12 protein-coding genes are annotated in these 14,631 nt (G+C 56.3%); 9 read left to right on the top strand and 3 right to left on the bottom strand.

What is annotated here, in order from left to right:
- The coding region (dxs, locus tag BJL95_RS15985; protein ID WP_071159362.1) for a 1-deoxy-D-xylulose-5-phosphate synthase at nt 1-1,743 on the top strand (1,743 nt) is incomplete at its 5' end.
- 14 nt (nt 1,744-1,757) lie between these two features.
- Nucleotides 1,758-2,273, top strand: coding sequence for an adenine phosphoribosyltransferase (locus BJL95_RS15980; protein WP_064026256.1), 516 nt, complete (start codon nt 1,758-1,760; stop codon nt 2,271-2,273).
- 75 nt (nt 2,274-2,348) lie between these two features.
- On the opposite strand, the gene BJL95_RS15975 is transcribed toward BJL95_RS15980, so the two are convergent.
- From BJL95_RS15975 to hpnH, 3 genes are all read right to left on the bottom strand, one after another.
- Nucleotides 2,349-3,344, bottom strand: a complete 996-nt coding sequence (locus BJL95_RS15975) for a VacJ family lipoprotein (RefSeq protein ID WP_071159360.1) — start codon at nt 3,342-3,344, stop codon at nt 2,349-2,351.
- Nucleotides 3,345-3,366: 22 nt separating this feature from the next.
- Nucleotides 3,367-3,972, bottom strand: a complete 606-nt coding sequence (locus tag BJL95_RS15970; RefSeq protein WP_064026260.1) for an ABC transporter substrate-binding protein — start codon at nt 3,970-3,972, stop codon at nt 3,367-3,369.
- A 67-nt stretch (nt 3,973-4,039) separates the two neighbouring features.
- Nucleotides 4,040-5,140, bottom strand: coding sequence for an adenosyl-hopene transferase HpnH (gene hpnH, locus BJL95_RS15965; protein WP_071159358.1), 1,101 nt, complete (start codon nt 5,138-5,140; stop codon nt 4,040-4,042).
- Nucleotides 5,141-5,578: 438 nt separating this feature from the next.
- Here hpnH and BJL95_RS15960 point away from each other — a divergent pair, with 438 nt between their 5' ends.
- The 7 genes from BJL95_RS15960 to dxs (BJL95_RS15930) all read left to right on the top strand — a co-directional run.
- Nucleotides 5,579-6,670 carry a phytoene/squalene synthase family protein gene (locus BJL95_RS15960; protein WP_071159356.1) on the top strand — a complete coding sequence of 364 codons (1,092 nt, stop codon included), beginning with the start codon at nt 5,579-5,581 and terminating at the stop codon, nt 6,668-6,670.
- Nucleotides 6,671-6,679: 9 nt separating this feature from the next.
- Nucleotides 6,680-8,635, top strand: a complete 1,956-nt coding sequence (gene shc / locus BJL95_RS15955; protein WP_071159354.1) for a squalene--hopene cyclase — start codon at nt 6,680-6,682, stop codon at nt 8,633-8,635.
- Nucleotide 8,636: 1 nt separating this feature from the next.
- Nucleotides 8,637-9,338 (top strand): phosphorylase, encoded by a 702-nt coding sequence (locus tag BJL95_RS15950; RefSeq protein ID WP_064026246.1) that lies wholly within the window; start codon nt 8,637-8,639, stop codon nt 9,336-9,338.
- Nucleotides 9,339-9,392: 54 nt separating this feature from the next.
- Complete coding sequence (locus BJL95_RS15945) at nt 9,393-10,778, top strand: aspartate aminotransferase family protein (protein ID WP_071159352.1); 1,386 nt, start codon at nt 9,393-9,395, stop codon at nt 10,776-10,778.
- A gap of 10 nt (nt 10,779-10,788) precedes the next feature.
- A complete protein-coding gene (locus BJL95_RS15940) occupies nt 10,789-11,148 on the top strand; it encodes a copper resistance protein CopC (RefSeq protein ID WP_082885400.1) in 360 nt (119 codons plus the stop codon).
- A gap of 6 nt (nt 11,149-11,154) precedes the next feature.
- Entirely contained in the window at nt 11,155-12,786 is a 1,632-nt protein-coding gene (locus BJL95_RS15935; RefSeq protein WP_082885399.1) for a copper resistance D family protein, read from the top strand.
- A gap of 1 nt (nt 12,787) precedes the next feature.
- The coding region (gene dxs, locus BJL95_RS15930; RefSeq protein ID WP_071159350.1) for a 1-deoxy-D-xylulose-5-phosphate synthase at nt 12,788-14,631 on the top strand (1,844 nt) is incomplete at its 3' end.

The following is a 14,631-nucleotide window of genomic DNA, read 5'->3' as shown; positions in this document are numbered from 1 at the left end:
ACCGTCAGTATTTCCGGCGGCCATTTCGCGGCCGGCCTGGGCACCGTGGAATTGACCGTGGCGCTGCATTACGTATTCAATACCCCGGTCGATCAATTGGTTTGGGATGTCGGCCATCAGGCCTATCCGCACAAGATTCTGACCGGCCGCAAGGATAGGATGACCACGATCCGCACCCTGGGCGGGGTGTCGGCCTTTCCGTGCCGGGCCGAGAGCGAATACGATGCCTTCGGCGTCGGCCATTCCTCGACCTCGATCAGCGCGGCCTTGGGCATGGCCATCGCTTCGCAGTTGCGCGGCGAGGATAAGAAGATGGTGGCCATCATAGGCGACGGTTCGATCACCGGCGGCATGGCCTTCGAGGCGATGAATCATGCCGGCGACGTCAATGCCAATCTGTTGGTGATTCTGAACGACAACGAGATGTCGATTTCGCCGCCGGTCGGGGCGATGAACAATTATCTGACCAAGATTTTGTCCAGCAAGCTGTATTCCTCGGTCCGTCAGGAAAGCAAGAAGGCCTTGTCCAGCATGCCCAGCGTTTGGGAGTTGGCGCGCAAGGCGGAAGAACACGTCAAGGGCATGATCGTGCCGGGGACCTTGTTCGAGGAGTTGGGCTTTAATTATTTCGGACCGATCGACGGCCACGATCTGGAGATCCTGGTGTCGACCCTGGACAAGCTCAAGGATTTGCGCGGACCGGTGTTTTTGCATGTGGTGACCAAGAAGGGCAAGGGTTACGCCCCGGCCGAGAAGGACCCCTTGGCTTACCACGGCGTGCCGGCCTTCGATCCGACCCAGGATTTTCTGCCCAAGGCGGCGCCGTCGCCGCATCCGACCTATACCGAGGTGTTCAGCCGTTGGTTGTGCGATATGGCGGCCGAGGACGAGCGGCTGCTGGGGATTACCCCGGCGATGCGCGAAGGCTCGGGGTTGGTCGAGTTTTCCCAGCAATACCCGCAACGCTATTTCGACGTGGCCATCGCCGAGCAGCACGCGGTGACCCTGGCCGCCGGCCAGGCTTGCCAGGGCGCCAAGCCGGTGGTGGCGATTTATTCGACCTTTTTGCAGCGCGGTTACGACCAGTTGATCCACGACGTGGCCTTGCAGAATCTGGATGTGTTGTTTGCGTTGGATCGAGCCGGTCTGGTCGGCCCGGACGGCCCGACCCATGCCGGCGCCTTCGACTACAGCTATCTGCGCTGCATTCCGAATATGTTGGTGATGGCCCCGGCCGACGAGAACGAGTGCCGGCAGATGCTGACCACCGGCTTCCATTACCACGGCCCAGCCTCGGTGCGCTATCCGCGCGGCAAGGGGCCCGGCGCGGCGATCGATCCGCGCCTGACCGACCTTGAGATCGGCCAGGGCGAGATTCGCCACCAGGGCGGCCGGATTGCGATCCTGGCCTGGGGGGCGATGGTCGCCCCGGCCGTCGAAGCCGGCAAGCAACTGGGGGCGACAGTAGCCAACATGCGCTTCGTCAAGCCCCTTGATGAAAGCTTGATTCTGGAACTCGCCAAAACCCACGACGTGTTCGTCACGGTCGAGGAAAACGTCATTGCCGGCGGGGCCGGTAGTGCGGTACTGGAATTCCTGCAAGCGCAGCGGATACTGATGCCGGTCCTGACCCTCGGCCTGCCCGACCGCTTCGTCGAGCAGGGCTCCAGAGAACAACTGCTCGGCTTGTGCGGACTCGACGCCAAAGGCCTGTTGGCCAGCATTGAGGCGTTTTGCGCTTGAGACAAGAGGCAACAATGGACAGACTCAGAAACAAAATTCGCGACATTCCCGATTTCCCAAAACCCGGTATCGTCTTCAAGGACATCACGCCACTGGTCAAGGACCCGGCCACGCTACGGCTGGCTGTACATCAACTGTTACATCCGTTTCTCGGCCGCGACATTACTGCGGTAGCCGGCATGGAAGCCCGCGGCTTCATTTTCGGCTCTCTAGTGGCTTGGGAACTGGGTATTCCGTTCGTCCCGCTACGAAAGCCCGGCAAGTTGCCCTACGACGTACAAAGCGTGTCTTACGATCTGGAATATGGCTCCGCGGAACTTGAGGTACATATCGATGCCGTCGATAGCAAAGATAAAGTGCTGCTGATAGACGACTTGTTGGCGACCGGCGGCACGGCGAAGGCCAGTTGCGAATTGATCGAAAAACTCGGCGCCAGCGTGGTGGCATGCGCTTTCGTCGTCGAATTGGATTTTCTGAACGGGAGAGGGAATTTGCAAGGGTACGAAATTCATTCCTTGCTGCACTATTAATTCGAGTGCTTTCCAACAAAAAAGGCCGGTAAAACCGGCCTTTTTTGTTATTAGCAATCACCAAATCAGCTCAGACTAACGCTTGTGCCTGGTTTTTTTTTTACTAATTCTATCCATTTTAGCCGAGGCCTCCTCAAAGGATTTGAGCATTTTTTCGAAGGCCGGGCTCGCTGCCGTTGTTACGGCGCTGGACTTGACCGGTACGACTACCGGTTGGTCGACTTTGCTGCTATCGGCCGGCGCCGGCTTTCCGGAACTGTTTTTTTTTTCGACTGCTGAACCCGAAGTCTCTTCAAGCGCCGCGTCGACATCCAAATCGTAACTACTGGTATCGGCCTTACCGTCGTTGATCAGGTTTTTCCGATACTGCAGGAATGATTCGCGGGTGAATACATAAGGATCGAGCGCCGCCTCGTCGATGAAATTCAGCGCGCCTTCGGCATTCGCACGGTCGTTGATGCCTTCGACGATGCCGCTGCCCGGCACGTAAGTACCCGGATTGGCGGCTTTATCGATAATAACCGCCCCACCGTCGCGAACCGTGGTAGGACCCAGCACAGGCAGTACCAAGTAAGCGCCTTGATCGACACCCCACACCGCCAAGGTTTGACCAAAGTCCTCGACATTATTTTGCAAACCCAAATCGCTGGCGACATCGAACAAACCCGCGACGCCGAATGTGGTATTCGCCAGAAAACGGCCGGTATCCGACGCACTTTGTTCGAACTTACCTTGCAAAACATCATTCAACACGACGTTGATGCCTTTAAGGTTATTGAAAAAGTTACTGACGCCGGTTTCCATGAAATCCGGCGTGACGTATTTGTAACCGTCCGCGACCGGCTTTAGCAAATACCTGTCCAATCCCATATTGAAGCCATACATCGAACGGTTGAATCCTTCGTACGGATCGACGGAGTTCGAAGAACCAGACACATCCTTACTCTTGCCGGCGGCTTGGTCGCTACGCGACTCCGTCGTCGCGCATCCGCCACCGGCCAAGGCGCCTGAAACCAACAGCGCCCAAAGCAGGGGAGCCTGACTTTTCGCTTGAAAACTGGGGTTAAACATTACAGAAATTCCTAAAACAGACTTATTGTTTCGCGTAACTATCGATCTTTTCGTTAATTTTAGCGATCAAGGCATCGAAACCTTCCCGACTCAGCACACTTGTGTAGTCGGACCGCTTCAGAGCCAAATCGCTAACGCCGTCGGCTATTATATTGATAATCTGCCAACCATCGTCTTTTTTCTTCATCATGTAATCGAACTTGACGTCTTTTTCACCTGGAATCAACAGATTAGTGTGAATAACCACGCCACCCCGACCGGTTTCCTCTTCCGACACGAAGTTAAACGATTCCCCGGAATAATCCTTGAAATTATGCGCGTAAGCCGACACACTTAATTTACTGAATACTTCTTCCAGCTTGGATTGCTGCTCGGGCGCCAACTCCTCCCACTGCTTGCCGACGACAATACGAGCAATTTTCGGCAAGTCGTGGCTTTTCTTGACGGCAACATCCAATTTTTCGTATCGCCCCTGAAAACCAAGCGCTTTACCTTGCTTCATCACGTCCAACAGCTCGTTCTGAAAGCCCTCGACGACCTGCCGTGCCGTCATTTCGCCGGCAATGCCCGCCGAAGAAACGCATAATAGCGCCAGAAAACCAATACCCAATAAGATCTTTCTCAACATCATTGCCTTGCCATCCAAACTGTTCGGTTTACAGCGCCAATTCAAGTTACGCTCTCGGTGATTTACATTAAGACTCGATTTTCACCGGAATTTCCGAAATCGAGGTTTTACGACCGCCGGTATAGTTAGGCTGCGTCTCGGCAACCATATCTCCGGAGGTTTTCGGCCCGCGTAACGACACCCAAAGTCCTTTCAACGGATTCGCCAACATATCTTCGACCGCTGTCGCCTCGTAACCGCAATGAGCCATGCAATTCGCGCATTTGGGATTTTTCACGGTGCCGTATTTATCCCAGGGCGTATCGTCCAGCAGCTCTTTAAAAGACCCGGCATTGCCTTCGTCGGCCAGCAAATAGCAAGGCTTCTGCCAACCAAACACATTGCGGGTCGGGTTACCCCACGGCGTACAATCGTAACTTTGATTGCCGGCCAGATAATCCAAATAGAGCGCCGAGTGGTTAAGCTTCCATTTGCGTTTTTTGCCCAGTTTGAAGATACCCCGGAACAGGTTCTTGGTATCCACGCCTCGGATAAACACATCCTGACGCGGCGCCCGCTCGTAACTGAAACCCGGCGCGATCGTCACGCCTTCGACGCCCAGGTCCATCGCGTAATCCAAGAACTCGGCAACTTCTTCAGGTGTTTCGCCCTGGAACAACGTACAGTTGATCGTGACTCGGAAGCCCTTGCCCAAGGCCAGCTTGATGGCCTCGATGGCAATGTCGAACACGCCGTCCTGACAAACGGAGGCATCGTGGCGATGCTTCAAACCATCCAGGTGTACCGAAAAAGTCAAATACGGGGAAGGCTTGTAATCGTTGATGCGCTTGCGCAACAACAACGCATTGGTGCAAAGATAGACGAATTTCTTTCTAGCGACGATACCTTCGACGATTTGCGGCATTTCCTTATGTATTAAAGGCTCGCCGCCCGGAATCGAGACCATCGGCGCACCACACTCGTCCACGGCATCCAGACACTCTTGCACCGACAAGCGCTTATCGAGAATATCGTCCGGGTAATCGATTTTACCGCAGCCGGCGCAAGCCAAGTTGCATCTAAACAACGGCTCCAGCATCAACACCAACGGGTATTTTTTCACACCCTTGAGTTTTTGCTTAACCAGATAACTACCTACAGCCCATTGCTGACGTAAAGGAACACTCACAGCGTTTTCTCCAAAATCTATCAAGACACTGACATCGGTTTGTTGTTAAAAAAAAACAACAACCCAAGCCAACCTTCCGTATGCCGCCGAGGCCCCATAAAACCTGAGAAATACTAGTGAAATACAGTGCGGCGATACAAGCAGATGTCGCTAGAATACTACTTTTTCTGGATTCGCTCCAGTAAGAATGAAGAAAAAGCAACAACGACGGCAAATTTCCTGCAGTAAATCTATTTAATTGAACAGCCGCGTCATAGGAAAGCCGATCCAACACAACAAATCAGCACCATTATAAATCATATACTTACTTAATTAATCTCAACCAACTCATGGTCTACCTTAAGCAAAGCGCCGAAAAATTTGCCCTAAAACAACAGCGCTTTGCAAATCACCAACAAACCGACTATCATTGACACATCTTCAATAGACCGTAAAACCATGAAAGGACCTCGATCGCCAATCACCGACATAGCCGAACTCAACCGGCTCCCGGACAGCGGGTTTCAAGCCGTATTGCTTGAAGGCGTGTCGCGCACTTTCGCCCTGACCATCCCGCAATTGCCCGGCGCGCTCTACACGGCCGTGGCCAATGCCTACTTACTGTGCCGCATTGTCGATACCATCGAAGACGAAGTGTCTCTGGATGCCGAGCAAAAAAAGTACTTCTGTCGCGGCTTTATCGAAGTCGTCAAGACCGGCGCCCACGCTGACTCGTTTGCCGCCGAATTGGCGCCATTGCTTTCCGAACAAACCATTCCGGCCGAACACAGCTTGATCCGGGTGATTCCAAGGGTCATCGCGATCACCCACAGCCTTGACGCGGCGCAAATCCAAGCGCTAGCCGAATGCGTGCAAACGATGGCCAACGGCATGCCGATTTACCAGGCGCTGGATCTACACGCCGGCCTGAAAACAATGAAGGACATGGACGACTATTGCTACTACGTCGCCGGCTGCGTCGGCGAGATGTTGGCAAAACTGTTCTGTCACTATTCTCCGGAAATCGCCGCGCATCGGGAGGAACTATTGAAGCTGTCGGTTTCCTTCGGTCAAGGCCTGCAAATGACCAATATTCTCAAGGACATTTGGGACGACGCCAAACGCGGCGTGTGCTGGCTGCCGCAAGATATTTTCGACGAGACCGGTTTCAAACTGACCGAACTGACGCCGACCACCAACGACCAACGCTTTCGGAAAGGCCTGGAACATTTGATCGACATTGCCCACGGCCATCTGCAAAACGCACTGACTTACACCCAACTTCTGCCCAGCCACGAAACCGGCATTCGCAATTTTTGCCTGTGGGCGCTGGGCATGGCGGTACTGACCTTGAAAAAAATCAAGCAACACCTTGATTTCAATGATTCGAGTCAGGTCAAGATCAGCCGCAACAGCGTCAAGGCCACGATAGTCGCCAGTAAATTAGCGGCTCGCAGCAACTGGCTTTTGTCGCTTTTATTCAATCTGTCCAGCCGCGGCCTGAAAACCCCCGACTGGCAGTATTTACCCGTATCTCACTCCGGACAATAAGGAATCGCCATGTTTACTGAAGCCCCCGTAGAGAGCAACCACGACTTTTCACCCAGCAGCTCGGCGACATCCAACGCGTCAAGCGCGCTGAATATCGCCATCGAGCGCGCCCAAACCCGATTGCTCAGCCTGCAAAATCCCAAGGGTTATTGGGTGTTCGAACTCGAAGCCGACTGCACCATCCCGTCCGAATACATCATGATGATGCATTACCTGGACGACATTAACGAAGAATTACAAGCCAAGATCGCCGTTTACCTGCGCGGGCGGCAAAATCCCGACGGCAGTTATCCGTTGTTCACGGGCGGTCCCGGCGACATCAGCTGCAGCGTCAAGGTCTACTACGCACTGAAGATGGCCGGCGATGCCATCGACGCGCCGCACATGGTCAAACTACGGACCTGGATTCTGGCCCAAGGCGGCGCGGCGCGCGCCAACGTGTTTACCCGGATCGCTCTGGCCATATTCGAACAATTGCCCTGGCGCGGCGTACCCTACATCCCGGTCGAAATCATGCTGTTGCCTAAGTGGTTTCCTTTCCATTTGGACAAGGTCTCCTATTGGTCGCGAACCGTAATGGTACCCTTGTTCATCCTGTGTACGTTGAAAGCCAAGGCCAAAAATCCGCGCAATATCGACATCCTGGAACTGTTCGTCGTCCACCCCGACGAAGAAAAGCACTACTTTCCGGAACGCACGTTGTTGAACAAATGCTTCTTGGCCCTGGATAAATTGGGCAGAGTCACCGAACCCTTGATCCCAAACCGCATGCGCCAACGCGCGATAGACCAAGCCGTGACTTGGTTCACCGAACGCTTGAACGGCGAGGACGGCCTGGGCGGCATCTTCCCGGCCATGGTCAACGCCTACGAGGCGATGTTGTTGCTCGGCATGCCGCACGACCACCCGAATGTGACTATCTGCCGGCAAGCCATCGATAAACTATTAGTCGTCAACGAAAAAGACGCCTATTGCCAACCCTGTTTGTCGCCGGTTTGGGACACCGCATTGGCCAGCATGGCATTGATCGAAGCCGACAAACGCGGTAACGCCGCGGCCCTGTCCCATGCCTACGACTGGTTGAAAAGCGTGCAATTGTCGGACGAACCCGGCGATTGGCGGGTCCGGAAACCCGACTTAGCCGGCGGCGGTTGGGCCTTCCAGTTCGCCAACCCGCATTACCCCGATGTGGACGATACCGCGATCGTCGGTTTCGCGATGGCCGAATCCGGCCTGGACAACCTGGACGAATCCATCCACCGCGCCACGCGCTGGATCGTCGGCATGCAATCGGAAAACGGCGGCTACGGTGCTTTCGACGTCGACAATACCTATTACTACCTGAACGAAATTCCGTTTGCCGATCACGGCGCCTTGCTCGATCCGCCGACCGTCGACGTCAGCGCCCGTTGCGCCATGTTGATGGCGCGCGTCGCCAAGGACCACGACGAATACCGTCCGGCCTTGCAACGCACGATCGAATACATCCGTGGCGAACAGGAAGCCGACGGCTCCTGGTTCGGCCGCTGGGGTACCAACTTCATCTACGGTACTTGGTCGACCCTATTGGGTCTGGAACAAACCGATGTGCCGAAAACCGACCCGATGTTCGTCAAGGCGGCCGCTTGGCTAAAGAGCGTGCAACGCGAGGACGGCGGCTGGGGCGAGGATAACTTGAGTTATCACGACGACATTCAGTATCGTGGCAGCTACCACTTCAGCACCGCGTTCCAAACCGCTTGGGCGATATTGGGCCTGATCGCGGCCGGCGAAGCGCGTAGCGCGGAAGTCAAGGCCGGCATCGACTTCCTGATGCGGACCCAACAAGCCGACGGCGTCTGGAACGACCCCTGCTTTACCGCGCCCGGCTTTCCTAAGGTGTTTTATTTGAAATATCACGGCTACGACAAGTTCTTCCCGTTGTGGGCTTTGGCCCGATACCGCAACGAACTGAATAAACAGTAACGTGAGTTGCGGAATCGTCGTTGCCCTGCCAGAAGAACTTGCCACGCTGACTTCCCGGAAATTGGCGCGCGGCGAATGTTGCCGAATAAGCGCCGACATCCTGGTCGCTTATGCCGGCGCCGGTCCCAACAATGCCGCCAGCGCCGCTCGCCTGCTCATCGCCAAGGGCGCCGATCGGCTGATCAGCTGGGGTTGCGCGGCGGCATTGGCGCCGCAGTTGCGGCCCGGCGTTCTGGTAGTCGCGGACCAGATTTTTTTTGACCGTCAAAGTTACGAAACCGACAAACGTTGGTCGCACAAAATGCGCAACCGACTCAGCGAACGCCTGACGGTGGGGAGCGGCAATTTGTCCACCGAAGCGCGTATCGTCGCGCTGAGTAGCGACAAACAACTGATTCACCGCGAAACCGGCGCGGTAGCGTTGGACATGGAAAGCGGCGCGATTGCCAAAGTCGCCAGTCAAGCCAATTTACCATTCCTGGTATTGCGCGCGATCGCCGATCCGGCCGCGATGGACCTGCCGCGCGCCGTGGTCGGCGCCTTGAACGATCAGGGCCGCGTCGAGATGGCTAAATTACTACGCCACTTGCTGAATCATCCTTGGGAGCTTCCAGGATTGATCAAACTCGGCCGACATTTCGGCGCCGCCCAAAAGACGCTGAAAACCATCGCCAAACACTTAAACGAAATCGTCATTTACTAGAAAAACCAGCCCTTGCCGCGATTACCGGCAACGGCGCAGCTTACGAGGTAATAAATGTCCTTCAGCATTGCCGATCTGTTTTCCCAGCATTTCGATGAAAAATTCGATCTGCACGAGCAATACCTTAACAACCAAATGGTGCGAGTCCTGCGTACCATCGGTTACGACCGCAAATACCAGCGAGCGATCGGCCAATACCTGTACGACGACGAAGGCAACGAGTACTTGGATTTGCTGAGCGGTTTCGGCGTGTTCGCGATGGGCCGCAATCACCCAACCATCGTCAAGGCCTTGCAAGAAACCTTGACGCTGGAATTACCGAATCTGGTGCAAATGGACGTTTCCTTATTGAGCGGCTTACTGGCGAAGGAAATCATCGCCACCTGTCCGGACAATTTGGAAAAAATGTTTTTCTGCAACTCAGGCACCGAGGCGGTCGAAGCCGCCATCAAATTCGCCCGTTACACCACCAAGCGGCCGCGCATCGTTTATTGCGAACACGGCTATCACGGTCTGACCATGGGTGCCTTGTCGCTGAACGGCGAGGAAATATTCCGCGAGGGCTTCGGCCCCTTATTGCCGAACTGTTCGGCAGTGCCGTTCAACGATCTGGCCGCGCTGGAACAAGTACTTAGCGGCAAGGACGTCGCCGCCTTCATCGTCGAGCCGATCCAAGGCAAGGGCGTCAACCTGCCGTCCGACGACTACCTGCCGGAAGTCGAACGCCTGTGTAAAAAATACGGCACGCTGTTCGTCGCAGACGAAATCCAGACCGGCATCGGCCGCACCGGCAAGTTCTGGGCGATTGAACATTGGGGCGTCAAGCCCGATATGATTTTGATGGCTAAAGCACTGTCCGGCGGCTTCGTGCCGGTCGGCGGCGTGGCGATGACCGCCAAAATCATGGACACGGTGTTCAACCGGATGGACCGCGCCGTCGTCCACGGTTCGACCTTCTCGAAAAACAATATGGCGATGGCCGCCGGCCTGGCCAGCCTGCATGTTATCCACGACGAAAAACTGGTGGAAAACAGCGCCAAGATCGGCGAAGACATCATCGCCACGCTGAATGCGATGAGTCCGAAGTACGAATTCCTGAAGGAAGCGCGCGGCAAGGGCTCGATGATCGCGATCGAATTCCAGTCGCCGAAGAGCCTGGGGCTAAAAGCCGCCTGGGCGATGCTGGAAGCGGCCAACAAAGGTCTGTTCTGTCAGATGATTACGATCCCGCTGTTCAAGGAACATCGGGTGCTCAGTCAGGTTGCGGGCCACGGCATGAATGTCGTCAAACTGTTGCCGCCGCTTAACCTGACGCAAAAAGACCGCGACTGGATCGTCGACGCGATGGAAAAAACCATCGCCGATACCCACAACGTCACCGGCTCGATCTGGACGCTGGGCAAAAACCTAGCCAGTCATGCTCTGAAAAACAAGAAATAAGGAGATTGTTATGCACTCGTTACAACGGATACTTTTGATTTTAACGCTGGCTACCAGCAACATTGCGTTCGGTCACGCCGTCGTTACCCATAACTCGTTGAAATTGAAACCGGTGCCGGTCAATCAAGCCAGCCAGGTCGAATTGTCGTTCAATTCGAAAGTGGAGCTCGATTTGTCGGAAGTGTTTCTGGTCAGCGCCGGCGACGTGATGACGCCGGTCAGCGCCTCGCTCGGCGCCAAACCCGGCCAAGTGCTGCTCGACCTGCCGGCCTTGGCGCCCGGCGAGTATGCGATCAAACTGAAGATTTTCGCCGCGGACGGTCATCTCAGTGAAGACCTGCTGCGCTTTTTCGTTAAAGAACCCAAATAAATCCTTATGGAAGGCATTGCCAATTATTTAGACTCGTTGATCGGCGGCGTCGATCTGACCTTCTACTCCATCGCCATCGGCGGCTTGCTGTGGGGCCTGTTCGTGCTGCGCCCCTGGGACGAAAGCGCCAATTACAATAGCGCGTTACTGGACAGAACCGTCAATCTGATCCACTTCGGCAGCAAAGCCGTGGTCATCACCCAATTGTCGAAAATCGGTCTGAAAATTTGGCTAATGGCCGTTACATTGGGCAAATCGCCGTTCCCGGCGTTTTTTCACACCGTGCAATTCAACGCCGGCGTGGCCCGCGCACTATTTGCCTTTGCGCTGTATTTATTCATCAAATTCGGCCTGAAACACCACTTACGTTCCAAACGGCACTGGCAAATCGCGATTGCCATTATCGTGCCGCTAGTGATAGCCGCCGCCTGGCTGGTCCACGGAGCCAGTCGCCTGGAAGACCGCGGTTTGCTAATGACCTTGACCGTCAGCCATCAGATCGCAGCGGCGGCCTGGGTCGGCGGCATTTTCCAAATACTGGCTCTGTGGGGCTTGCGCAAGCAAAACGCCATCGCCGAGGAAGTCTGGCCGCTGCTGTTGAAGCGTTTCTCCGGCCTGGGGATAGGCGCGGTCGGCTTGCTGCTGGTCACCGGCACCCCGTTGGCCTGGTATTACATTCGCACCTTCCAGGGCTTTATCGGCGCCGGTTACGGCAACCTGCTAACCGTGAAAATCATGATGATGGGACTGGCATTGGGCTTTGCCTGGATGAACAAATCCGCCGTCCGAGAGTACTTCACCAGCCGCAGCCAGTACGTGCTGACCGCCCGGGTGCCCTACTACATCGAAGCGGAAACCCTGATTCTGTTGACCATTCTGTTCACCGCCGCCAGTCTGGCCTCCCAACCGCCGTCGGTCGATATTCCGCACTTAACCGCAACCTGGGAAGAAGTGTTGAACATGTTTCACCCGCGCATACCGCGTTGGGAATCGCCAACCCACGAAGCCCTGCTCGCCGGCGAGGCCGGCCGAGTCGCTATCGTCGGCCAAATCCCGTCGGAAGCCGCCACCGCCTGGTCGGATTACAACCACAACATCTCCGGTATCTTCCTGACCGCGATGAGTTTTTTCGCGATGCTGTCCTACTCGGAGCGCTTTCACAACTGGGCGCGCTACTGGCCGGTCGGCTTCATGGGACTTGGGATATTCCTGTTCTTCCGTTCCGACGCCGAGAGCTGGCCGTTGGGTCCGATCGGCTTTTGGGATAGCACTTTCAACAACGGCGAGATTTTGCAACACCGGATCGCCACCTTTCTGGTGTTCATGCTGGGCTTGTACGAGACCCGCGCCCGCGTCAAGGCCGACCCCGGTATTCTGCCCTATTTGTTTCCGCTGATGTCGGCCTTCGGCGGCATGATGCTGCTAGCGCACTCGCATGTCGGCTTCGAGGCTAAAACCGCGTTTCTAATCCAGGTCGGCCACACCCTGATGGGCGTGTTCGCGCTAATCCTGGCTTGCGGCCGTTGGCTGGAGCTGAAATTGGACGCGCCGGGCAAAAACGTGGCCGGCTTTATCTCGGTTTTTGCGCTATTCCAAATCGGCGTGATTCTGATGTTCTACCGCGAACCCCTGTACTAATATGAAACAGACTAACGAATTTCCGCTGCTAGCCACCATCGCCAGCCCGACCGACATCCGCGCGCTGGCGCCCGAGCAGCTCCAGGCCTTGGCCGACGAGGTGCGCCGGTTTCTGACCCATACCGTCAGTATTTCCGGCGGCCATTTCGCGGCCGGCCTGGGCACCGTGGAATTGACCGTGGCGCTGCATTACGTATTCAATACCCCGGTCGATCAATTGGTTTGGGATGTCGGCCATCAGGCCTATCCGCACAAGATTCTGACCGGCCGCAAGGATAGGATGACCACGATCCGCACCCTGGGCGGGGTGTCGGCCTTTCCGTGCCGGGCCGAGAGCGAATACGATGCCTTCGGCGTCGGCCATTCCTCGACCTCGATCAGCGCGGCCTTGGGCATGGCCATCGCTTCGCAGTTGCGCGGCGAGGATAAGAAGATGGTGGCCATCATAGGCGACGGTTCGATCACCGGCGGCATGGCCTTCGAGGCGATGAATCATGCCGGCGACGTCAATGCCAATCTGTTGGTGATTCTGAACGACAACGAGATGTCGATTTCGCCGCCGGTCGGGGCGATGAACAATTATCTGACCAAGATTTTGTCCAGCAAGCTGTATTCCTCGGTCCGTCAGGAAAGCAAGAAGGCCTTGTCCAGCATGCCCAGCGTTTGGGAGTTGGCGCGCAAGGCGGAAGAACACGTCAAGGGCATGATCGTGCCGGGGACCTTGTTCGAGGAGTTGGGCTTTAATTATTTCGGACCGATCGACGGCCACGATCTGGAGATCCTGGTGTCGACCCTGGACAAGCTCAAGGATTTGCGCGGACCGGTGTTTTTGCATGTGGTGACCAAGAAGGGCAAGGGTTACGCCCCGGCCGAGAAGGACCCCTTGGCTTACCACGGCGTGCCGGCCTTCGATCCGACCCAGGATTTTCTGCCCAAGGCGGCGCCGTCGCCGCATCCGACCTATACCGAGGTGTTCAGCCGTTGGTTGTGCGATATGGCGGCCGAGGACGAGCGGCTGCTGGGGATTACCCCGGCGATGCGCGAAGGCTCGGGGTTGGTCGAGTTTTCCCAGCAATACCCGCAACGCTATTTCGACGTGGCCATCGCCGAGCAGCACGCGGTGACCCTGGCCGCCGGCCAGGCTTGCCAGGGCGCCAAGCCGGTGGTGGCGATTTATTCGACCTTTTTGCAGCGCGGTTACGACCAGTTGATCCACGACGTGGCCTTGCAGAATCTGGATGTGTTGTTTGCGTTGGATCGAGCCGGTCTGGTCGGCCCGGACGGCCCGACCCATGCCGGCGCCTTCGACTACAGCTATCTGCGCTGCATTCCGAATATGTTGGTGATGGCCCCGGCCGACGAGAACGAGTGCCGGCAGATGCTGACCACCGGCTTCCATTACCACGGCCCAGCCTCGGTGCGCTATCCGCGCGGCAAGGGGCCCGGCGCGGCGATCGATCCGCGCCTGACCGACCTTGAGATCGGCCAGGGCGAGATTCGCCACCAGGGCGGCCGGATTGCGATCCTGGCCTGGGGGGCGATGGTCGCCCCGGCCGTCGAAGCCGGCAAGCAACTGGGGGCGACAGTAGCCAACATGCGCTTCGTCAAGCCCCTTGATGAAAGCTTGATTCTGGAACTCGCCAAAACCCACGACGTGTTCGTCACGGTCGAGGAAAACGTCATTGCCGGCGGGGCCGGTAGTGCGGTACTGGAATTCCTGCAAGCGCAGCGGATACTGATGCCGGTCCTGACCCTCGGCCTGCCCGACCGCTTCGTCGAGCAGGGCTCCAGAGAACAACTGCTCGGCTTGTGCGGACTCGACGCCAAAGGCCTGTTGGCCAGCAT

This window comes from Methylomonas sp. LWB (assembly GCF_001856095.1).
Lineage (GTDB): Bacteria > Pseudomonadota > Gammaproteobacteria > Methylococcales > Methylomonadaceae > Methylomonas > Methylomonas koyamae_A.
The sequence above is the reverse complement of the archived record's forward strand: the minus strand, read 5'-3'. Positions and strand labels throughout refer to the sequence as shown.

Bases quoted from the DNA above. Each gene is read 5' to 3' on its own strand.
- BJL95_RS15945 (WP_071159352.1), top strand. From the start codon at position 9,393: ATGTCCTTCAGCATTGCCGATCTGTTTTCCCAGCATTTCGATGAAAAA.
- BJL95_RS15970 (WP_064026260.1), bottom strand. From the start codon at position 3,972: ATGTTGAGAAAGATCTTATTGGGTATTGGTTTTCTGGCGCTATTATGC.
- BJL95_RS15980 (WP_064026256.1), top strand. From the start codon at position 1,758: ATGGACAGACTCAGAAACAAAATTCGCGACATTCCCGATTTCCCAAAA.
- BJL95_RS15935 (WP_082885399.1), top strand. From the start codon at position 11,155: ATGGAAGGCATTGCCAATTATTTAGACTCGTTGATCGGCGGCGTCGAT.
- BJL95_RS15975 (WP_071159360.1), bottom strand. From the start codon at position 3,344: ATGTTTAACCCCAGTTTTCAAGCGAAAAGTCAGGCTCCCCTGCTTTGG.
- BJL95_RS15960 (WP_071159356.1), top strand. From the start codon at position 5,579: ATGAAAGGACCTCGATCGCCAATCACCGACATAGCCGAACTCAACCGG.
- BJL95_RS15940 (WP_082885400.1), top strand. From the start codon at position 10,789: ATGCACTCGTTACAACGGATACTTTTGATTTTAACGCTGGCTACCAGC.
- shc (WP_071159354.1), top strand. From the start codon at position 6,680: ATGTTTACTGAAGCCCCCGTAGAGAGCAACCACGACTTTTCACCCAGC.